Origin of the sequence: Vibrio sp. YT-18, from assembly GCF_033337345.1 — a bacterium.
GTDB classification, from domain to species: Bacteria; Pseudomonadota; Gammaproteobacteria; order Enterobacterales; family Vibrionaceae; genus Vibrio; species Vibrio alginolyticus.
In genome coordinates this window covers 238,264-258,116 of record NZ_JAWOQO010000008.1, presented here as the reverse complement: position 1 = coordinate 258,116, position 19,853 = coordinate 238,264, and the positions used below count along the sequence as shown (strand labels likewise).

Below are 19,853 nucleotides of genomic sequence, written 5' to 3'. Positions count from 1 at the left end.
GGATTACTTTTAGTAAGGCAAAACCCAATAAACAGGATATGAATGAGTATTTACTCTGTCTTATAATGGGGCAAAAGTGTGTTTCAGTTCTTAAATGGGGAAGTGTTTTCCTCATATACCTCAACCAATACAGCTAGCCTTTCAAGTTTACAAATTAGTCTTATATTTGCTTTATCGAAAGGCATTGAGGTTACTTACCTTGGCGAGATTTTTTAAAGTACTCAATACTGTGTTGTATGCGACATTCAACACTTGTACTGTTTCCCCTAACGCCAGAGCTATTCATTGACATATCAACAATTTTTTCTTTTACATCTGGCTTGCGGGCTTCGTAAACGTAATCGAGTTAAAGCTCTTTCGACACTCGATACATCTGGAGCGAGGAGAGCCAGAATGCCCTTTTCCATGTTCACGAACGGGCTCTGTTTTATTACAGAAACGATATTGAACTTGGATAGTAACCATGAGTTAAAAACATCAGAAATCAGGTGGCTATATTAACATCTATCAACCGATTTGAGTTATGACCAATAAAAGGATAGTTAGGTTTTTATTGCGTAAATAACGGGTAAGATGAAGTCATATAACAGGCAATATGTCAGGTGTGTAGAATTATTCTATTTTAGGGATTTTGCTCTAAGTCTAAATGAATCTTTGCATTTCAATTTCAATAAAGCTTGGTTATTGATCATGTTTCTGAGTATGCGAATTATTATCAGTTATGCATATAATTGCTCATTGTCTAGTTTGACTTGTGTAACGTCACTTCAGCACGCACTACGCTGATTGTCTGTGTTTTCGTGTTGACAGTTTGGTACTAGGTAAAAATCAACAAGACTATGATTTCAAGGAACATTTTATGTTAAAGAAACTACTAAGTTGTTGTATCACCTCCGCGCTCTGTTTTCATTCTTCTCTCGCTTTTTCGCAACCCAATGAGATTGCGGACAGTGCAGAGTTACAACAAGCTCCCGACACATTGCCTGCCACTTTGATGCTTGCACCGGACGACATCGCCATTGCAGATCGCTATATTGTGGTATTTCAACAGCCGCAAATGATGGTGAGCAATTCAACGGAATTCGAGCAATTCACGCAACAATCCGTAGACCGCATGTCTGGTTTGTATTCGATACAAGTGGAGTCGGTTTTTGACCACTCGATAAGTGGATTTGTCGCTAACTTGAGTCCTGAGCAACTAAAAGATCTGCGTTCTGATCCTCGTGTGGACTACATTGAGCAAGACAGAATCCTATCGCTTGACCCAATAGTCTCGGCAGACGCAAATCAAACCAATGCCATTTGGGGACTAGACCGAATCGACCAACGAAACTTGCCACTCGATAACAACTACAGTGCCAACTTTGATGGGACTGGGGTAACGGCTTATGTTATCGATACGGGTGTGAATAACGCGCATGTTGAGTTCGGTGGTCGCTCACTTTCAGGATATGACTTTGTCGATAACGATGCAGATGCAAGTGACTGTAATGGACACGGCACACACGTAGCGGGCACCATTGGCGGCAGCTTGTATGGTGTTGCAAAAAACGTCAACCTTGTCGGCGTGAGAGTATTGAGCTGTACCGGATCGGGTTCTACTTCTGGTGTTATTGCCGGTGTGGACTGGGTGGCTGCGAACGCTTCCGGACCTTCAGTCGCCAACATGAGTTTAGGCGGCGGTCAATCCGTCGCTCTGGATAGTGCGGTGCAAAGTGCGGTTCAGTCAGGTGTCAGCTTTATGCTTGCAGCAGGTAACTCCAACGCCGATGCATGTAACTATTCTCCAGCACGCGTTGCTTCCGGAGTAACTGTCGGCTCGACCACCAGCACGGACGTACGTTCGAGTTTTTCAAACTGGGGCAGTTGTGTGGACGTGTTTGCGCCAGGTTCACAAATCAAATCCGCATGGTATGACGGTGGCTACAAAACCATTAGTGGCACTTCGATGGCGACGCCACATGTGGCGGGTGTAGCAGCATTGTATCTTCAAGAAAACCGTTCACTGTCTCCAAGCCAAGTAGAGGCCTTGATCGTTAGCCGCGCAACTAGCGGAAAAGTGACGGACACAAGAGGCAGCGTGAACAAGCTACTTTATAGCTTAACGGATGCAGATTGTGGCCAAGACTGCGGTGGCCCAGATCCAACACCGGACCCAGAAGGCAAATTAACCTCGGGCGTGCCAGTAAATGGTTTAAGTGGTTCAACTGGTCAAGTAGCGTATTACTATGTTGATGTAGAAGCTGGGCAGCGCTTAACCGTACAAATGTATGGTGGCAGTGGCGATGCGGATTTGTATCTCCGTTTTGGAGCAAAACCAGCACTGAATGCATGGGACTGCCGACCTTTCAAATACGGTAACAATGAAACATGTACGGTCAGTGCGACGCAAAGTGGACGTTATCACGTCATGATTCAAGGTTACTCAAACTATAGCGGTGTCAGCATTCAAGCGAGCTACTAGTTATTCTTCTCTTTACTAAAAGAGAACAAAGCCCGCTTTTCGGTGGGCTTTTCTTTTGGGAATACGGTGCTTTAGGGAATGCAGTGTTTAAGAGGAGACGCTATTCAAACGTATTGGCCTTTTGCTTCAAAAACTCAACTCGAAGCGGCATCGAAGCTTTCTATTAGTTAGTAGTACTCGCATAAGTCGGGTTCCTCAAACAAAAAAGCCCTTTACATAAGTAAAAGGCATTTTTAATTTAGTTTTTGATTAACGAGCTATAATACCAACCCACCGTCAATCTTGAGCACTTGGCCTGTGATGTAAGCGCTCTTGTCTGAGGTTAGGAAAGAGACGCCATTGGCAATATCTTGAACTGAGCCCATGCGCCCTAATGGGGTTTTGCCTTCCATCATTTGAATGACTTTCTCTGGCAGGTTCTTGGTCATGTCGGTGGCGATAAAGCCTGGCGCGACACAATTAACGCGTATCTGTGCACCCTTTCTTGACAGTTCTTTCGCCCAGCCTTTGCTCATTGAGATGACGCCGCCTTTACTTGCGCCATAGTTGCTCTGGCCGATGTTACCATCCGTTCCCACTATAGAAGAAATGCTGACAATACTACCTGCATCCTGCTCTAGCATGACAGGAGCAACACGTTGGGTGAGTAAGAACACCGCTTTTAGGTTCACGTCGATCACGCTGTCCCAGTCTTGCTCTAACATGTCTGGCAACAGTGCATCTCGAGTGATGCCCGCGTTGTTAACCAGAGCATCGATTCTTCCGTGCTGCTCTACAACTCTTTCTACTACTTCACTTACGGCTTCGGCATCACACAAGTTGACTTGATAACTGCTTAGCTGCGCCGACTGGCTCCATTCCACGGGCGCTATATCTAGCCCGACAACGTGGAATCCATCCTCCAGTAATTGCTCACAAATCGCTTGGCCAATACCACGAGCCGCACCAGTGACTACTGCTACTTTTTCCGGTTTCATCTTGGTCTTCCTTAAATGTTGAGATTACAAACTCGCTTGTATCCCTAGCGTTTTTGTTTTTATGCCTAGTCGCGTTACAGCTGCGCTTCTCATACGCAGGGTCTTTTATATCTTATAAAAACTATAGAAACAGTCTGGGAGTCGGATGTGAACTAATCAAGGCAACTTGATGACTATGGCAAGATCAACGTAAGAAAGTGTGTTGGAAGGCGCAAAGTTACACGATTGGAGGGCTTGGATAGAAAAGTATTGGTCTGATTAATCAAATACTACTTCATCAGACCAATATTACTTGTCTCTTAATCTCTTACAAAAGCTGGTTTTGTTATTTTCACCAGAAAAGGCTGAAGCAAGAGATTAAACAACATGCCAGCAATAAACAGGGTGATCACAATACTCGCACCACTCGGTAAGTCATAGCGAGCCGACGCGGCAATACCCGATAAGATCCCAACAATACCGATGCTGATACTGGCGACAAAGAATCGAGTTCCCTTCAATGCAGCCGCACATAAAGCTGGAATCACCAACAAAGCAAATTCTAAATAAATGCCGGTTAACTTGACCGTAATGGGCATCAGGATTGCAAAGATCAGATAAAAACCACTACCGCGCATAAACGCAGGTTTTAACCAAACTAATAGCAACATCGCAGCGGTAATGAGTGCCAAAGGCCAAACGTCTGCCCAAGTCGCCCATAACAGTTGCCCATTAAGAATGCCTTGAATAAAGTCTCCGCCGTGTGGGTCTTTACTCACCAGCAGGATCGCCAGCGATGCAGACACGACAAACAAGCTGCCAATCATGGGCTCTAAATGTTGCTGGTATCGTTTCTCCATTAAGGCAATCAAACCGCAAAGCATCAAAGACATCACCCAAGGGCCAATCATTTCGCCAAAGAATGAGCCTGAGAACAGCGCGTATTGGCTCAACCAGTAGTGGCTTAGTGCTGCCCCCAATGCCGCGACTTGCGCCACCGCCAAATCTATAAAGATGATCTGACGATTAAGAACTTGTTGCCCCAGAACGATGTTGCCAACCAACGCAATTAAACCACACAAAACCGCAGGTAAAAGCCATGCATAATCCGCCATACTTAGATCCTCACAGGAACGGGCGGCACTAACACATCCAGTAAATCATCAATGACCTGATCGTACATCTCATCCAAGCTTTCACCCTCAGAAACGGTCAATGGCAGTTGAATCACAGGTTTGTCAGTATGATCTTGCAACCAGTTCGCTGGACGCTGATCCTGATGAGAGGAGTAAACAATCGCATCAAAACTGTCAGCATCTAACTTGGTAAGTGATTGCAGGTGAGATGTGGTCGGTGAAATGCCCGGTTTAGGTTCGAGATCGGCAATCTGCTTCATTCCGAGCCAATCGTACAAATAACGATACGTCGCGTGATAACCGACAACTTGCTTACCCTTTAAAGCCGCACCTTTCTCATTCCATTCTTTAAGCTTTTTACGCCAATGAGCACGAAACTTCATACCATTCACTTGGTAACTTTGTGCGTTGTCGGGATCAATCGCTTTTAGGCGATCCGTGACTTTACGAGATAATGGAATCATGTCATTTGCCGCAAATTGAACATGTGGGTTACCGTGAGCGTGTATATCTCCCATGCTACGGTCAACGTGAGCATGAGTATCTAACATGCGCACGAAGTCCGTCGCGTAGATCATGCTCGGCGCACCATTTTGCACCGCCGCATTGCTGCTACGAACTTGCAGCATAGGTAACCACCCAACCTCTAGTTCTGCGCCCGAACACATTGCCATGTCCGCTTGGCGCATCTTCGCAATCAAAGAAGGACGAGCTTGTACGTAATGTGGGTCTTGCTTAGCCGTTGTCGCTGAATAAATACTGGCATCTGGCGCGTGGCTTTCAAGAAAGGCTTTCCATTCTGGCTCACAAACGAAAATGTTTAGAGCCAAAGCAGGCGAAGAGATGATGGCAGCTCCTGCTGCCATCATCACCAAGCTGCATTTATTCAATGTCAGCTTAGAACGCATGAGCACCGTGCGCTCCAAATGTCATCACGTATTGCAGAGTGAACACGTTGTCTGTCTCGCTGTCTTGGTTATCAATGCGAGTGTATTGCGCACGGATAGTACCGAAATGAGAAGAATCCCATGCGATCATCGCATCCATTTCTTTATCATTCAGCTCAGTGAAATGCATGTGGTCGCCGTGTGCATGACCATCGTAGCTTTCTGCTTCGCCGTAACGTAGACCTGCTGACCAGCTTGGGTTGAAGCGATAAACACCCGAAACATAGTAAGCGCTTAAGTTGTCTGGTGACTCTGCATCGTTTTTATATTTGCTATCTACCACACCGTCTAACAGCATGTATTCAGCCGATAGCGTGAAGTTGCTGTATTTGTAATTACCGTCTGGTGCCCATTTCCAAACAAAATCAGCACCGTAAAGGTTCGCACCTGTCACTGCTGCGCCATGATGGTGATCGTGCTCATGCTCTTCTTCATGACCGTGGTCGTGATCTTCGAATTCTTTAACCTTGCCGTTTTCGTTACGCAGGTAACTTAAACCAAACTGCCAACTTGAAGATTCGGAGAAGTCACTACCAAGCTTCAGCGTCGTGGTGTACACGCCAACTTCAGAACCATCTTCAACAGAAGACATTTTGCTACCACTAAGCGCTTCTACACCAAGTTTTACGTAAAGGTCGGTTGGCAACACGATGTTTGCACGTACACCATCATCGTAGTAGTGCGAGCCAAGGAAAGTACGATAAGCAATTGGACGCTCAACAAAGCTATCGGTGTGCATGTGTTGGTTATTCAGGTAACCAAAGTCAGATAGGAATCGGCCAGCGCGCACATTTACACCATATGGCAATGCCAAAGTTTCGATGAATGCCTCTTCAAGCTCTAATTCTGTCTCATCACCATGACTTTCAAGAACCGCGGTCAATGCGCCGTAAAACTTGTCGTCGATATTTGATGAGAAGTTTAATTCCGTATGGCCTAGACCAAAGCCTTCTTCGCGCTCAGAATTATGACGCTGGCCATCTTGGTAGTAGCCATCAACAACAACACCAATCTGTGGGTTCGATAGTGTGTCGGCAAAAACAGGGGATGCAAAAATGCTACCGATCACGAGAGACACCAATTTCTTATTCACTACTTTTTCCTTTTTGTTATGTTATAACATTTAATTTTGCGATGTTATAATATAACAATTCTCATTACACAAGCAGAAATTTAAATTAGGCTCCGATTTCATGTTCGTACTCAATCCATGAATTGGGCTATCAACAAATGAATCAATTGATGTTTTTTATACGTATACTAATGAGAATTAGTATTTAAATAAGTAACGGAATTTCAATATGTTGAATATGGATTTTTCAAAAAGAATCGTGATAGATACTGCTCAACAGGAATGGATCGCCAGCCCTTCCAAAGGTGTGTGGCGCAAACCTTTGGAACGAGAAGCCAAAGAATCAGGGCATACCACCAGCGTCGTTAAGTACGAGCCAAATTCGCAGTTTTCGACTCATCCTCACCCTCAAGGAGAAGAAATATTGGTGCTCGAGGGGGTATTCTCTGACGAATACGGTGACTATCCTGCCGGCACTTACCTTCGTAACCCTCCAGGAAGTCAACACGCACCATTTAGCAAAGAAGGCTGTGTGATTTTAGTTAAACTAAATCAGTTCGAATCTGAGGATCTTGAAACAGTTCGCATTAATACAAACCAAGCGAGCTGGCAGAGTGGTGTCGGTGGGTTGCAAGTCATGCCGCTGCATAATTTTGAGCACGAACATGTCGCATTGGTTAAATGGCCAAAAGGTGAGAAGTTTCAACCACACCGTCACTTTGGTGGTGAAGAAATTTTCGTATTGTCAGGAGAGTTTAGAGACGAGCTAGGTACCTATCCCGCTCTCTCTTGGATCCGAAGCCCACATATGAGCGAGCATTTTCCTTTTGTAGAGCAAGAAACGATCATTTGGGTAAAAACTGGTCACCTGCCGCTCCAAGCTCCTGCTCAGCACTCCTAATGTTTGCACACTTGGCATCGTCCATTGGAACTAAAATCGGCCCGCTATTTACGAGCCGATGATCATTTCGTCACTAAGAACCCATTATTCGCGAGTGGAGCCAGTCTTTGAGCTCAGCCCGGTTATGTTTTAACACGTTCATTTCGTGATCATCAATCGGGCTTCCTTGAAGTTCTAGTACGCGGATTTCCTTATCTAAAGCATTGTAGTTTTTAACGGTTTCAGCAAATGATGCATCGTTTTCGGTAAGCTGGGTAATGGTATCCAAATGTTCTGGGAATTCATGAGTTAATGAGTGATTTTCACCTAACATAGAGACCTCTTGGCTATTATTTGAGTACAAAATAGTGCCTAATTTTTGAGCACCACATGTATAACCGTAGCATCTAATGAGACGTTAATTCGTCGCACCGTCCACAAAAAGAACAACAAAGTTATTTTCAATTTTTCCTAGAAAGTGTTTTCTTTTTAGTCTCAATAGTCGAATGCAAAAGATGCCACTATGATCGTTCTATAATAACCCTCAACAATGAGAGCGATCATGCGAAAGACAATTCTAGTTACTGGATCTACTGACGGTATTGGTTTAGAAACCGCGAAAATGTTAATTAAGTGTGAACAACACGTAATAATCCATGGCCGGAATATAGAGAAAGTTCAACAAGTTGAGCAAAGTTTGAGGGAGATGAAAAGTGGTAAAGTTGAAAGCCTTGTTGCTGATTTATCCTCTCCCAATGCGGTAAAACAGATAGTGATGGAGATAACAGAACGGTTCAATCATTTAGACGTCATCATTAACAATGCTGGTGTGTACGCAACACCAAATCCAAGAACTAAAGAGGGTCTTGATATACGCTTCGCAGTCAACACCATTGCTCCCTACTTACTCACTAGAGAGCTATTGCCGTTGCTCGGTGATACGGGTCGTGTGGTTAATTTGTCTTCAGCTGCACAAACAACAGTAAACACTAGCGCTTTACTCGGTAACAAACCATTGTCAGATGGCGAAGCATATGCCCAAAGCAAATTGGCATTAACGATGTGGTCACGAGCAATCGGACTAAAGCTTAAGAACACTGGCCCTATGTTGGTATCAGTAAACCCAAAATCATTCCTAGGTAGTAAGATGGTTAAAGATGCTTATGGGGTTGCTGGTGGTGATATCCGCTTAGGGGCAGATATTCTAACTCGCGCTGCGCTATCAGAAGAGTTTGCCCAAGCGCATGGTATGTACTTCGATAATGACATTGAAGCATTTGCGCCCCCACACCCTGATGCATTAGATCAAAGCAAAACACAGCAGATAATTGATAGTATTGAATTAATCCTAAGCAAACCCTATTAATAACAATTAAGAATTATCTTGAGGTTCGTTTTTATTCGGACCTTAAAAACAATGTATTCGATAAGTGAAACTTGTTATCACTTTTCCGCAAACTCCCAATAAGGCGGCGTGCCATAGTATTCAGCAAAGTAATCAATAAAGGCACGCACCTTAGGCGCAATTAAACGAGAGCTTGGGTACACAGCCCAAATCCCAGCATCCATCGCTAAAGGGTGATCTTCGAGTACTTCCACTAGCTGACCACTTTGTAATTCTTGATAAACACTCCAAACTGAGTTGATAGAAATACCTAACCCGTTTACCGTCGCGTCTCTCATCGCATCACCATTATCAGTTTTAAAACGACCAGAAGTTCTTACATTGAGCATTCCATCTTTTGTATTGAATGACCAATTATTCATTCCAACTAAGTTAATACATTCATGATTCGCCAAGTCTTGGGGCTTGTTAGGTCTCCCAAATTGTTCAATATAATCTGGTGATGCAACGATAATACGACGATCTGGCGCAAGCTTTCTTGCAACCAATGAAGAATCTTTCAACTCAGCGACACGAATGGCGACATCAAAACCTCCCTCAACCAGATCAATAATGGAATCAGAAAATCGGCAGTCCACGGTTAACCCTGGGTAACGCGCCATAAAACCTTTTAATGCGGGCACAATATGCAAGCGACCAAAAGTTGCAGAGGCGGTTATACGTAATACTCCCGTTGGCGCACTCTGCCCTGAGCCAACAGCTCCCCTTGCTGCCTCCACTGTTGCAAGGACCTCCTCCGCGTGAGGTAAAAAAGCCTGCCCCTCTTCAGTTAAGGAAACTTTGCGTGTGGTGCGATGAACTAAACGAACTCCTAAGCTGTCCTCAAGTTTATTGATGTGTGCGCTAGCGACAGCAGGAGAAAGTCCAAGCTCCTGACCAGCCATGCTGATGTTGTGTGTCGAAGCCAAACGGACAAATAGCTTTACATGATCGATGTTCATTTAATTTTCAATTATTTGTAAAAAATCACCATATAGAGCTTAGCATTTTCTTCCTTACGGATAGTAAATAAATACTCCAGTTAGAAAAAACTGATGGGCAGATAGAAGTCCAGCTCAAACACCTCATCATGGCTAAGGAAATGGTTTTTATGATAGTGAACATAAGCGGGAGTAGAACGCTGCTTAAAGCCTGAATTCGGCAACCACTTCTCTAACACCATACTCAATTGAGGAAGAAGCTCTCCATATACCCCTGTTAAGCGAAAAACAGCATGCAAACCACCCGGAATCGTCATTTGATTTACGACACCGCGTACTTTAAGCGGCTTATCAATCACCATACAAGCCACATAGCGACACTTATCGAGCTCGACCCAAGCGGGGTTGGAGTGATGCAAACCGTATTGAACCGAAAAGTCCCGATTCTCAGAGCTTGCCCACGCCTTCAAAATCAGCCACGCATTGCGAATGGAACGGCTATAACCCTCATGCCGCACATAAGCCGCGAAGCGTTGTGGAACCTCCATAATTTTAGGTTCTGGCAACTCGCGTTTCGCAACCCGATGATAACCCGCAGCCACTTCCGGATCTTTTAGATACGGCTTTTCTGCGACTTGTAAATCATGCTTTCGCCACGCACCAGGAGACATAGCGAACGTTGCTTTAAACGCTCGGCTAAAAGAAGATACCGAGCTAAAGCCGCACTTGTTAGCAATGTCTAACACCGATGAGCTGGTATCAAACATCAGTTGATTGGCGGCGTATTCCATTCTTGTGCGACGGATATATTGATGGACAGGCTCCCCTACCACATCTTTAAAAATGCGATGGAAGTGCTGTTCAGAATAGGCTGCTACATCCGCTAGCTCTTTAGCCGATAAATCTCTGCTAATGTCCTGGTGAATGTAAAACAGCACGTCATTGATTCTGGAAACTTGTTGATGGCTCACGGAGTAAACTTTCGCTTAAATAGCATAAATGGACATATTTAACAGCATAAATGGACACACCAAGCTTGGCAATTTACCTATACTATTTCTGACATAAAAAAGACAATTACGAGAAGCACAGCACATGGAAATCGCACAGTCATTACAACAAACTAAGTCATCCTACATCCGAGAGATCCTTGCAGCAGCGAGCGATAAGAACGTCATTTCTCTTGCAGGTGGCTTGCCGGACGAAAAAACCTTCCCGATCGACTTAATGAAACCGACGCTCGAAAACCTCGCTAATATGCCAGAGGTGTTTCAATACGGCGCAACAGCAGGCTACGCCCCGCTACTTAACTTTTTGACCGATTATTACCAGCTGCCAGAATCTCATTTGGCTATGATCACAACGGGCTCTCAGCAAGGGCTAGATTTGATTGCGCGTGCGTACGTAAATCCGGGCGATAAAGTGGTGATGGAAGCACCGAGCTACCTTGGTGCTATGCAAGTATTCGGTCTAGTGCAAGCCAACATCGTGACCGTTTCACAAACCGAGTGTGGCCCAAACCTTGAAGAACTCGAACAATGCTTTGCCACGCAGCAACCAAAAATGTTCTACGCCGTACCCGATTTTCACAACCCAACGGGCGTATGCTGGGCGCTAGAGACTCGCCAAAAAGTTGCCGAGCTTTGTATCCAATACGACGTTGCATTCATTGAAGACGCACCATACCGTGAGCTGCGTTTTTCTGGTGAAGCACTACCGCTAGTTTCAGATTTCTGCCCGCAACACTCCATCGTATTGCGCTCTTTCTCCAAAATAGCTTCACCAGGCTTGCGTATTGGTGTAGTTACGGGCAAAAGCAGCTACCTTGAGCCACTTATCAAAATTAAACAAGGTGCCGATCTGCACTCTAGTATTCCTATGCAAGCTTTGCTGCATGGCCTGCTCCAACATGACAACTTCGAAACGCACATTTCAACCATCTGTGCGCTTTACAAATCACGTTACGATGTCATGTTTGCTGAACTGCAAAAACAGCTGCCAGAAAGTTGCGTACTCAAACCCGTCGATGGTGGCATGTTCGTTTGGGTCGAGATTCCAGAATGCGACACCTTCGAACTGGCGAAAAACCTTCTCGCAAACTGGGTTGCCGTAGTGCCGAGCCCGGTCTTTTATCCAGAAGGTTCAAAGGTAAAAGCCGCTCTGCGTCTTAACTTTACCAATGCCACACCAGAAGAACTGACGACAGCTGTCTCTCGACTCGCGGATGTCCTCAACACGTTGTAATTGAACGCGAGTGTAAGAACCTGCCTTTGAGATTCAAAAAAAGTCTTAAAGGCAGCATCAAAAAAGTTCCCCAAAAAAATTTATATTTTTCCTTCAAATCAACTCTCTACAGTAAGTGCCTGTTTTCTCTTGAACCTCTCACTCATATAAAATGAGAACTCAATCACGTATTTGATGGTTAGAAAAGTTACGTCTATCTTTCAGTCAAAGACATCAACTTCGCAGCGTTAATGCTCTCAATTTCAGACACTTTATCAATCGTGGCTTAGCGGTTGATAAACGACTAAAAAAGCATCTGTGGGCATACCCACTACGAAGGGTTGACCAGAACCATTCTGAATGTCGCGAGCCAATCTTTTGATTGGCAATTACGTCAGTGAATCGCACCAAATGACAGAGGGGTTATCAGGATGAATACTCGAACCACGACAGGACTCGTCACCATCGGCTGGTCCGTTACACTTTCACTTTTTACCGCATTCGCCGTGTATGCCAATACGTCGCCAAACTGTAGTGACGTATTAGCGGGCAACACAACCGCCGCATCGCAAAAAATGATGGTTTTATTGGGCGAAGACATCACCAAATCCAACCGTATAACTACGGTGATTCCAGCCGAAAACAATCCATTTGTGACCGAAGAACTGGTTTCGGTTTCTAACGGCGTATCGCCAAACGGTCGTCTTTCACAAAAGAGTTTGGAAGAGATTCGGAAAGTCCGCTCAAATCTAGAGAAAGCAGCACAGGAAGTAAGCCGATTACAAGGCACTTTTGAAGTGGCTTTCATCAGTTTGATTGATGGTTACTGCCAATTTTCTAATCATAAACGTACTCAACATGCCAAAATCGACTTTGACCATTTGGAAGGCCTCACTTTGTATTCAATCCCCGCTTTAATAGCAATGGTCGATCAGTCGTACTCCATGGCAAAGAATCGAATCGCTAATGAGCAGAAACAGTTAAGCGACATTGAAAAAGAGAAACAGCGGCAGAAACAACAAGCAACCGCGGCAGCAGCCGCTCGTTACCAAGACGGTAACGTACTCGTAAGAGTCGAGAACTTTGATGGCGCTAATGTGACATTTTCCGTTACTAACATTGGTTCACAAGGATCATTACAACCAAATTTCAACACGTTTAATGCATATCGCACAGAAAGTGGAGAATTAATCTACAAGTCAGAATCTTTACTACACCTGGCGGATACTGCAGGTAACACACTTGAAACAATGGGTATCGCTGAGCTCTCATCACAAGGTGGAAGTGACATATCGATCTCTCCTGGAGAAACCCGAAAATTCGTTACTAGCATTGCTTCAGAAGTCGCGCCACATACGCAGTTGAGCTTAGAGTTTCCAGCCAAAGTGCTTAATACCGAGCGAGACTTTACATTGTCGTTCTCTGATACATCAGCGGTGGCGACAGCAAACGTCAATTAACGCAAAGTCGCCAGTATTTGTAGAACGCATCAAAGACAGGCGAGCAGCGCCTGTCTTTCAATTATGAGCAAGAAAATCGCTACTGTTTGCACTTGTAAGCATTTGCAAACATCGTCACTGACGTAGAAAAGCTCAACGGTTGATATAAGTACAAGGTATCTGCGCCTAAATCTGCCGCCTTGATGCACATTTGGTTTAACGTACCCCAAACCATGTCTTTATCTGCGTGAAGCCAATAGTCGTAAAAGTGTCCTTCTGAACCGATCACGGTACCCATTAGTTCACAGTTTTCAATCGCATTCACATTGTCCCAAAGCACCTGTACTTGCTCAGATTCTTGAGTTGGGAACGTCACACATCCCGTTAATGATGCCGCTAACGCGAGAGTCATCACTCGCTTTTTCATACTTATATCGCCAAAATTTTTCATAGATGGCAGATTTTATGAATGGCTGATGTGATGACTAGCAAAAACTTTTTATCGCGTGTTCAAGCAGAATTAATGGACAACGGAAAAGATCCAAAAGATGATCATACAGCTAGCGAGCAAAAGCCTAATCACTCAGACCTAGCAATAAAGCTGTATCTGAGATACAACAGTAACGATTAAATAGCCGCGAGGGATAGAGTTTGGTTGCTAAAAATAAGCTAATTCGCTACACAGCTACGGAAGTCGCTGATGCATTTGACAAAGAAGATGAGCTCATTAAACAAGTTCAGTCCAACCAACTCTCGCAAGTGCTATTGCTTTGGCAAATAAAAAACCCAACGCTCGTGCTTCCCGCTGGTAAGAAATGGCCAGTGTCTAATGAGTTAGAACATGCGTTAAACATGTCGGGCTGGAAACTCTTTTCCCGTAAAACCGGTGGTGCACCAGTCCCTCAAGTGCCAGGTATTATCAATCTATCCCACATTTACCACTGGCCAGAAGGCGAGCCTTACAACATCAAAAAAGCGTATCTCGATTTATGTGCGATATTAACGGTTTTCTTTAAACAGCTCGGCGTGAAAGTGGATGTTCATGCAACGCCTTATTCCTACTGCGATGGCGAGTACAACCTCAACATTGACGGGCAAAAAATCGTGGGAACCGCACAGCGTGTTTTACTTAAAAAAGGCGGCGGACAAGTGGTGTTATCACAAGCATGCATTCTGATTGATGCCGACGTCGAGAAGATTGTCGAACCAGTACGAATGTGTAATCAGCTTTGCGGTCACAGCGATGATATTCGTGGTGATGTCCACACACCGCTCTTCCATCATATATCCGACCGCCCGTCGGTAGATTCGCTCTTTCAGCAATTGACGAGTGCGTTTTTAACGCATGCAAAAGCGGAGTAATGAAAGGAGCAAGCCTCCCCCACACTCCGAACAGCATTTGATAAACTAAAACTGCATACCGTGATAGCGATGTAAGAATGGGCATCGCCAACGTAAAACCATTCAATCGATCGACCAAACCAGTTATCAGTTTTGCCTGCCAAAAAGAAATGAGATCCAGTTCAAATATTTATCCATGACGGAATTAGTTGAAGCCTGCGCGTAAAAGCCTCAGAATGTCGCACTTTTCGCACCGATTTATTTTCGGCGCGTTGTTATCTAACTCTACAATTGAGAATCATACATATGGGTTTTACCTCGTTAGGTCTATCTGCTCCAATCCTTAAAGCTATTCAAGAGAAAGGCTACGACACCCCTTCACCAATTCAGGCAAAAGCAATTCCTGCTATTTTGGAAGGGAAAGACGTAATGGCAGCAGCGCAGACTGGTACAGGTAAAACCGCAGGCTTTACGCTACCGATTCTTGAGCGTTTATCGAACGGCCCTCGCGTTCGTGCTAACCAAGTTCGTGCACTTATCCTGACGCCAACGCGTGAACTTGCGGCTCAGGTGCAAGAAAACGTGTTTATGTACGGCCGTCACCTTCCACTAAGCAGTGCGGTGGTTTTTGGTGGTGTGAAGATCAACCCGCAAATGCAGCGTCTTCGCAAAGGTGCGGATGTGTTGGTCGCGACACCAGGGCGCCTGATGGATTTGTACAACCAAAATGCGGTGAAGTTCGACCAACTGGAAGTGCTAGTGCTCGATGAAGCAGACCGTATGTTGGATATGGGCTTTATCCGTGACATTCGTAAGATCCTAGCTCTGCTACCAAAACAGCGTCAGAACCTACTTTTCTCGGCGACTTTCTCGGATGAAATCCGTGACCTTGCGAAAGGCTTGGTGAACAACCCGGTTGAGATTTCAGTGAACCCGGCAAACTCGACGGCGAGAACGGTTGAGCAAAGCATCTACCCAGCAGACGTGAAGAAGAAAGCTCCGATGTTGGTTAAATTGATCAAAGACGGCGATTGGAAGCAAGTGCTGGTGTTTACGAAAACAAAACACGGAGCAAACCGTCTAGCGAAGTTCCTGATCGAACAAAATCTACCTGCTGCTGCCATCCACGGTAACAAGAGCCAAGGCGCGCGTACCAAAGCACTGGCGGATTTTAAATCGGGTGAAATTCGTGTGTTAGTCGCGACGGACATTGCTGCACGCGGTATCGATATTCCTCAATTGCCGCAAGTGGTGAACTTTGAGTTACCTAAAGTGGCGGAAGACTACGTTCACCGTATTGGTCGTACTGGCCGTGCGGGCGAAGTAGGTAAAGCGATTTCACTAGTGTGCGCGCTAGAAGCATCTGAGTTGTTTGCGATTGAACGTTTGATTCAAGAAGTACTACCACGTAAAGAGTTGGAAGGTTTTGCGCCAACCAATGTGGTGCCAGAATCTACACTGGATACTCGCCCAATCAAACCGAAAAAACCTAAGAAGCCGAAAAAACCAAAAGCGCCAAATGCTTCGGGTGAAAACGCTCCAGCAACCGAAAAGAAAGCAGGCAATGGTGCAAACAAACCTAAACGTCGCTTCAACGGCGGTAACAACGGCAACAAAAACAGCACCAACCAAGGCGGTGCGGGTAAGCCTAAAGGTAACCGTGAAGGCCAAGGTCGTGCACACAGCAAACCAGATGACCGTAAACCTAACGGCAACAAGCCGAATGGCAATAAACCGAGTGGAAATAAACCAAACGGTAATAAGAGTGGCAACGCTGGTAAACCGTCTGGTAACCGCAAGCCAAACAATGCTAAGCCTGCAGGAAACAAACCGTCAGGTCAGCGCCGTAAACCTCGTCCGCAGGCTGCAAACTAATCTGTAAACGGCCCCCGATAGCAAATACAATAAAGCCGCTGATAATCTCAGCGGCTTTGTTTTTCTTAGAACACAGTTTTTTAGAACACAGCGTTGTTAAAACAGCCTACATTAAAGGTGTGATTCGAATATCTGCGATTTGCGCTTCGTTCTTTTCCCCCTCAATACCACCAGCGTAGATGTAGGTTTCATTCGATTTGAGGTAACTCATATTGAAGTGGTCCTTCAGCGCGATCTGATAGGTTTTCCCCTGCTCCAACGCTACTTCAATTGGCGTTGAGTAACGCATACCTTGGTTTTCACCAATATGGCCCATCTGCAAGTAACCTTGACCAACCACTTTACCTGCATCATCCAATACCTCTAACAGTTTCACGGTATTCGTGATGCCAGTATTAAGTTGCCCTAGGTTATTGTTGTACCAAGCATCGAACTGGTAAGTGCCCGTTACAGGGGCTGTAAACGACTCTGAACCTTTTACAACGCCACTCTCTTTACTCACCGTAACCACTGAGATATTGTCTTTGAGTGGCTGATATTCGCCATCAAGTTTGATGCGGATCTCTTCACCGACACAAACTGGTTGGCTTGGGTTAGAACGGAAGCCTTTATCGTTAATGCTTTCAGCCAAATAACAAGCAAAACCTGTTGGCGTATCGGAATAAGATTGAGCAATCACGTTCTTTTGAATCAGCTCGCCATTGCGATACAAGTTCACGTTGTACTTACTCGTCACGTCAATCGAAACCGAATTATCAACGCTTTTTACCACCAATGTTGGCTCTTGCGGAGAATAAACGCGACTGTCTTTACTCACATACGGTTTCACATCAGAAACTAAAGTAATGCTGCTATCTACATTCACAAGCGCGCCTAATGTCACGTGGAAATGCCCCTCTTCGTCCATCGTGACATTCTCAACTGGGTAGTAACCTGTTTCATCTTTGCTTACTTCAGGCAAGTCAATCGCTACCGAGTAGTTCTTTCCTTTGAAAGCAAAGTTTTCCAACGTGATTTGTTCAGACTGAGCCAACAAGTTATTGCGCACCCAACTTGTGATAAACGGCTTCACTTCCAACTTGCCCGTTTCGGTATGGATGCCGAATAGGGTCTCTACCACCATGTTCAAGTAGCCACCCACAGACCAAAGCTGACGCTGAGAGTTAATAACTGGGCCATCCATGCTTGGATCTTCACCATGATCACTATGGATGATGAATGACTTACCAGAAAGCCACTCTAAGTTTTCCATGTTGGATAAATTAGTTGCCGTACCACGAACCAACGATTGAATGGCATTGTTCGCTGCTGCCACATTTTGTGTTTGATGCGCGGCGCGCAAGCTGTACGCGGTAACAAATGGCCAAATTGCGCGATTATGGTACACAGGCACGTCCGGTTGTTGAGGGAAGTAAACCGGCACGCCAAACTCACTGTGTGGGTAATTGGCCATGATTTGTTTCGCCTGCGCATCACTTGCCACGCCACTGATGATCGCCAACGCTTCGCCCAACATATCGTATTTGTCGACCGCGATGTCTTTGCCATTGTCAAACAAATAGCTTACGTACATACCGCGTTCGGCATTCCAAAACTGCTCGTTGATAGCGGTTTTTAACTGCTCAGCCCACTCGGTGTATTTGACCGCGTTGGTTGAATCGTACTTCTCTGCCAACTTAGCCGCGAGCTGAATCGCGCGGTAGTGAACCACGTTTGTCGATAACGCTTTGCTGCTACCAATCGCATTGACATCGTTTGGCGTCCACGTTGAGTAAGTTTGCTCACGCCAATCGAGGAATGATTGCTCACCAGTGTATAAACCGGATTTCGCATCAAAAGCCGCCAGGCGATCGGCTTCAAGTGTATTACTGATAGCGTTATATGCGCGCTCGGCAAACTGGTTGTACTCTTCCCCATTCAATGCCGAAAGTAAGCGTTCTGCACCAAGCGCCCAAGTCGTGCGGTCGGTACTGATTGGCCAGCTGCCGCCAGTGCCCGTATCTTGCACAATCTGCTCGCCATCATATTGCTGATCGGTCGTGTCGCGAAAAGCGGACAATTTGAAATTCAAACCATTTTGCACGCGAGTTGGATTCATCAATGCAAGCGAAAGGTCTGCTGCGTACGCCAAATCACGCGTCCATACGTAATGCCACTTCGCGCCCGTTTCAAAAACTTCCGCTTTGATTGGGTTGTTGTAGTTGTAATTGCCGTCTTTGATTTCAGAAACAGCAAGCTGGCCTAGCTCTTTCATCGTCAATGCAAACAACGCGTCAAACGCGACATCACCCGACACCACTCGCGGCCCTGTTTGCTCATTAATCACTAAGCCTTGGTCGAGCGCATCACGCAATTCTGTCGTCGTTGAAATACCAAATTCACGCAGTTCAGCTTTAGGATCTTTCACCGAGAAAATCACGGTATCACTCGAGTCATCGTAATTGGCGAACAGTTTCACTTCTTTGCTCTGATGCCCTTCATGCACCATTGCAGGGTCGAGAATCGCATCAGAGTAGTATTTTTCCGCTTCTTCTTGCGTTGCTTTCGTCACAGTCATTGTCGCGCGACTTTCATCGGCAAAGCTCACAGAAAACTTGTAATACCCTTTGTCTTCAAACGTGATCTCAGAGTTGCAGTCATCGTTCATACACGCTTCATTCGTGTCTGGTTTTGGCAGGTACTCCTGAGCTTTATCGAACGCCGCGGGCTCCTCAAAGTAGGTGTATTGGATCTGCCAACCCGGATCAGCAATCTTGAACTGATTGCTACCTCGAGCGACGCGCAGTACGGTTTCGTACTCGTTATTACCCAAATAGTTTAGCTTGGCATGCTCTGCCGTGCCCCAATCCCCATTTAAACCACGTAAATATAAGTCGGCTGAAATAATTGGTTTGTCGACCGGCACAGGCGCATCAGAGGAATCTGACCCACATCCAGCAAGACCAATACAAGACGCGACAGCAAGCGCAATAAAACTCGGTTTCATGTTCATCCCTTAGATTGTTGTTTTGGCGACAGTCTAAAGAACACCTTTTTGAGGGGAAAATAGGAAGTCAGGAGCGAGCTATAGATAACATCTATACGTCAGACCCCAACAGTGATGTAGATCTATGAAATGCGCATAATTTCAATCAAATGAGATTACAGATTTGTGATTTATAAATGAAATTGTGCAAAATACCCCTCGTTCTTAGA

General features: G+C 45.3%; 16 protein-coding genes and 2 pseudogenes. 7 read left to right on the top strand and 11 right to left on the bottom strand.

The window, feature by feature from the left end; all coding sequences use genetic code 11:
• Positions 1-140: 140 nt before the first annotated feature.
• Positions 141-465, bottom strand: a pseudogene (locus R7M72_RS13560) (IS1-like element transposase); the annotation flags it as partial.
• A gap of 394 nt (positions 466-859) precedes the next feature.
• Here R7M72_RS13560 and R7M72_RS13555 point away from each other — a divergent pair.
• The gene (locus R7M72_RS13555) at positions 860-2,464 is read left to right on the top strand and encodes a S8 family peptidase (RefSeq protein WP_315957418.1); all 1,605 of its coding nucleotides are present in this window, start codon (positions 860-862) and stop codon (positions 2,462-2,464) included.
• 257 nt (positions 2,465-2,721) lie between these two features.
• Here the strand turns inward: R7M72_RS13555 and fabG are convergent, their stop codons facing one another.
• From fabG to R7M72_RS13535, 4 genes are all read right to left on the bottom strand, one after another.
• Positions 2,722-3,441, bottom strand: coding sequence for a 3-oxoacyl-ACP reductase FabG (gene fabG, locus R7M72_RS13550; protein ID WP_053304573.1), 720 nt, complete (start codon positions 3,439-3,441; stop codon positions 2,722-2,724).
• A gap of 299 nt (positions 3,442-3,740) precedes the next feature.
• Positions 3,741-4,535, bottom strand: a complete 795-nt coding sequence (locus tag R7M72_RS13545; RefSeq protein ID WP_005373725.1) for a metal ABC transporter permease — start codon at positions 4,533-4,535, stop codon at positions 3,741-3,743.
• 2 nt (positions 4,536-4,537) lie between these two features.
• On the bottom strand, positions 4,538-5,464 hold the full coding sequence (locus R7M72_RS13540) for a metal ABC transporter solute-binding protein, Zn/Mn family (RefSeq protein WP_315957417.1): 927 nt from the start codon (positions 5,462-5,464) through the stop codon (positions 4,538-4,540).
• Positions 5,454-6,596, bottom strand: a complete 1,143-nt coding sequence (locus tag R7M72_RS13535; protein WP_017633595.1) for a hypothetical protein — start codon at positions 6,594-6,596, stop codon at positions 5,454-5,456. The genes R7M72_RS13540 and R7M72_RS13535 overlap by 11 nt, the downstream gene beginning before the upstream one ends.
• Positions 6,597-6,804: 208 nt before the next feature.
• Between R7M72_RS13535 and R7M72_RS13530 the strand changes: the two genes are divergently transcribed.
• A complete protein-coding gene (locus tag R7M72_RS13530) occupies positions 6,805-7,476 on the top strand; it encodes a cupin domain-containing protein (RefSeq protein ID WP_054574565.1) in 672 nt (223 codons plus the stop codon).
• A gap of 73 nt (positions 7,477-7,549) precedes the next feature.
• Here R7M72_RS13530 and R7M72_RS13525 read toward each other — a convergent pair whose 3' ends face one another.
• Positions 7,550-7,789, bottom strand: a complete 240-nt coding sequence (locus R7M72_RS13525) for a YdcH family protein (protein WP_005373737.1) — start codon at positions 7,787-7,789, stop codon at positions 7,550-7,552.
• A 228-nt stretch (positions 7,790-8,017) separates the two neighbouring features.
• Between R7M72_RS13525 and R7M72_RS13520 the strand changes: the two genes are divergently transcribed.
• Positions 8,018-8,821 (top strand): SDR family NAD(P)-dependent oxidoreductase, encoded by an 804-nt coding sequence (locus R7M72_RS13520; protein WP_315957416.1) that lies wholly within the window; start codon positions 8,018-8,020, stop codon positions 8,819-8,821.
• 77 nt (positions 8,822-8,898) lie between these two features.
• Here the strand turns inward: R7M72_RS13520 and R7M72_RS13515 are convergent, their stop codons facing one another.
• On the bottom strand, positions 8,899-9,801 hold the full coding sequence (locus tag R7M72_RS13515) for a LysR family transcriptional regulator (protein ID WP_053307210.1): 903 nt from the start codon (positions 9,799-9,801) through the stop codon (positions 8,899-8,901).
• Between the two features lie 80 nt (positions 9,802-9,881).
• Positions 9,882-10,751 carry a GyrI-like domain-containing protein gene (locus R7M72_RS13510; protein ID WP_318056222.1) on the bottom strand — a complete coding sequence of 290 codons (870 nt, stop codon included), beginning with the start codon at positions 10,749-10,751 and terminating at the stop codon, positions 9,882-9,884.
• A gap of 124 nt (positions 10,752-10,875) precedes the next feature.
• Between R7M72_RS13510 and R7M72_RS13505 the strand changes: the two genes are divergently transcribed.
• A complete protein-coding gene (locus R7M72_RS13505) occupies positions 10,876-12,024 on the top strand; it encodes a PLP-dependent aminotransferase family protein (protein WP_017819834.1) in 1,149 nt (382 codons plus the stop codon).
• A gap of 410 nt (positions 12,025-12,434) precedes the next feature.
• On the top strand, positions 12,435-13,463 hold the full coding sequence (locus tag R7M72_RS13500) for a hypothetical protein (RefSeq protein ID WP_315957414.1): 1,029 nt from the start codon (positions 12,435-12,437) through the stop codon (positions 13,461-13,463).
• Positions 13,464-13,542: 79 nt separating this feature from the next.
• Here the strand turns inward: R7M72_RS13500 and R7M72_RS13495 are convergent, their stop codons facing one another.
• Positions 13,543-13,869 carry a DUF4156 domain-containing protein gene (locus R7M72_RS13495; RefSeq protein WP_053304580.1) on the bottom strand — a complete coding sequence of 109 codons (327 nt, stop codon included), beginning with the start codon at positions 13,867-13,869 and terminating at the stop codon, positions 13,543-13,545.
• 224 nt (positions 13,870-14,093) lie between these two features.
• On the opposite strand from R7M72_RS13495, the gene R7M72_RS13490 reads away from it, so the two are divergent.
• Positions 14,094-14,804 carry a biotin/lipoate A/B protein ligase family protein gene (locus tag R7M72_RS13490; protein ID WP_054576141.1) on the top strand — a complete coding sequence of 237 codons (711 nt, stop codon included), beginning with the start codon at positions 14,094-14,096 and terminating at the stop codon, positions 14,802-14,804.
• Positions 14,805-14,863: 59 nt separating this feature from the next.
• Here R7M72_RS13490 and R7M72_RS26330 read toward each other — a convergent pair.
• A pseudogene (locus R7M72_RS26330) lies at positions 14,864-14,941 on the bottom strand (VOC family protein); the annotation flags it as partial.
• 148 nt (positions 14,942-15,089) lie between these two features.
• Here R7M72_RS26330 and R7M72_RS13485 point away from each other — a divergent pair.
• A complete protein-coding gene (locus tag R7M72_RS13485; protein ID WP_262602398.1) occupies positions 15,090-16,658 on the top strand; it encodes a DEAD/DEAH box helicase in 1,569 nt (522 codons plus the stop codon).
• Between the two features lie 106 nt (positions 16,659-16,764).
• Here R7M72_RS13485 and R7M72_RS13480 read toward each other — a convergent pair whose 3' ends face one another.
• Positions 16,765-19,644 (bottom strand): MGH1-like glycoside hydrolase domain-containing protein, encoded by a 2,880-nt coding sequence (locus R7M72_RS13480; protein ID WP_315957413.1) that lies wholly within the window; start codon positions 19,642-19,644, stop codon positions 16,765-16,767.
• Positions 19,645-19,853: the final 209 nt, after the last annotated feature.

Excerpts from the sequence above, each read along its gene's own strand:
- R7M72_RS13500 (WP_315957414.1), top strand. The coding sequence starts at position 12,435 with ATGAATACTCGAACCACGACAGGACTCGTCACCATCGGCTGGTCCGTT.
- R7M72_RS13480 (WP_315957413.1), bottom strand. The coding sequence starts at position 19,644 with ATGAAACCGAGTTTTATTGCGCTTGCTGTCGCGTCTTGTATTGGTCTT.
- R7M72_RS13520 (WP_315957416.1), top strand. The coding sequence starts at position 8,018 with ATGCGAAAGACAATTCTAGTTACTGGATCTACTGACGGTATTGGTTTA.
- R7M72_RS13545 (WP_005373725.1), bottom strand. The coding sequence starts at position 4,535 with ATGGCGGATTATGCATGGCTTTTACCTGCGGTTTTGTGTGGTTTAATT.
- R7M72_RS13515 (WP_053307210.1), bottom strand. The coding sequence starts at position 9,801 with ATGAACATCGATCATGTAAAGCTATTTGTCCGTTTGGCTTCGACACAC.
- R7M72_RS13555 (WP_315957418.1), top strand. The coding sequence starts at position 860 with ATGTTAAAGAAACTACTAAGTTGTTGTATCACCTCCGCGCTCTGTTTT.
- R7M72_RS13495 (WP_053304580.1), bottom strand. The coding sequence starts at position 13,869 with ATGAAAAAGCGAGTGATGACTCTCGCGTTAGCGGCATCATTAACGGGA.
- R7M72_RS13505 (WP_017819834.1), top strand. The coding sequence starts at position 10,876 with ATGGAAATCGCACAGTCATTACAACAAACTAAGTCATCCTACATCCGA.
- R7M72_RS13530 (WP_054574565.1), top strand. The coding sequence starts at position 6,805 with ATGTTGAATATGGATTTTTCAAAAAGAATCGTGATAGATACTGCTCAA.
- R7M72_RS13485 (WP_262602398.1), top strand. The coding sequence starts at position 15,090 with ATGGGTTTTACCTCGTTAGGTCTATCTGCTCCAATCCTTAAAGCTATT.
- R7M72_RS13525 (WP_005373737.1), bottom strand. The coding sequence starts at position 7,789 with ATGTTAGGTGAAAATCACTCATTAACTCATGAATTCCCAGAACATTTG.
- R7M72_RS13540 (WP_315957417.1), bottom strand. The coding sequence starts at position 5,464 with ATGCGTTCTAAGCTGACATTGAATAAATGCAGCTTGGTGATGATGGCA.
- fabG (WP_053304573.1), bottom strand. The coding sequence starts at position 3,441 with ATGAAACCGGAAAAAGTAGCAGTAGTCACTGGTGCGGCTCGTGGTATT.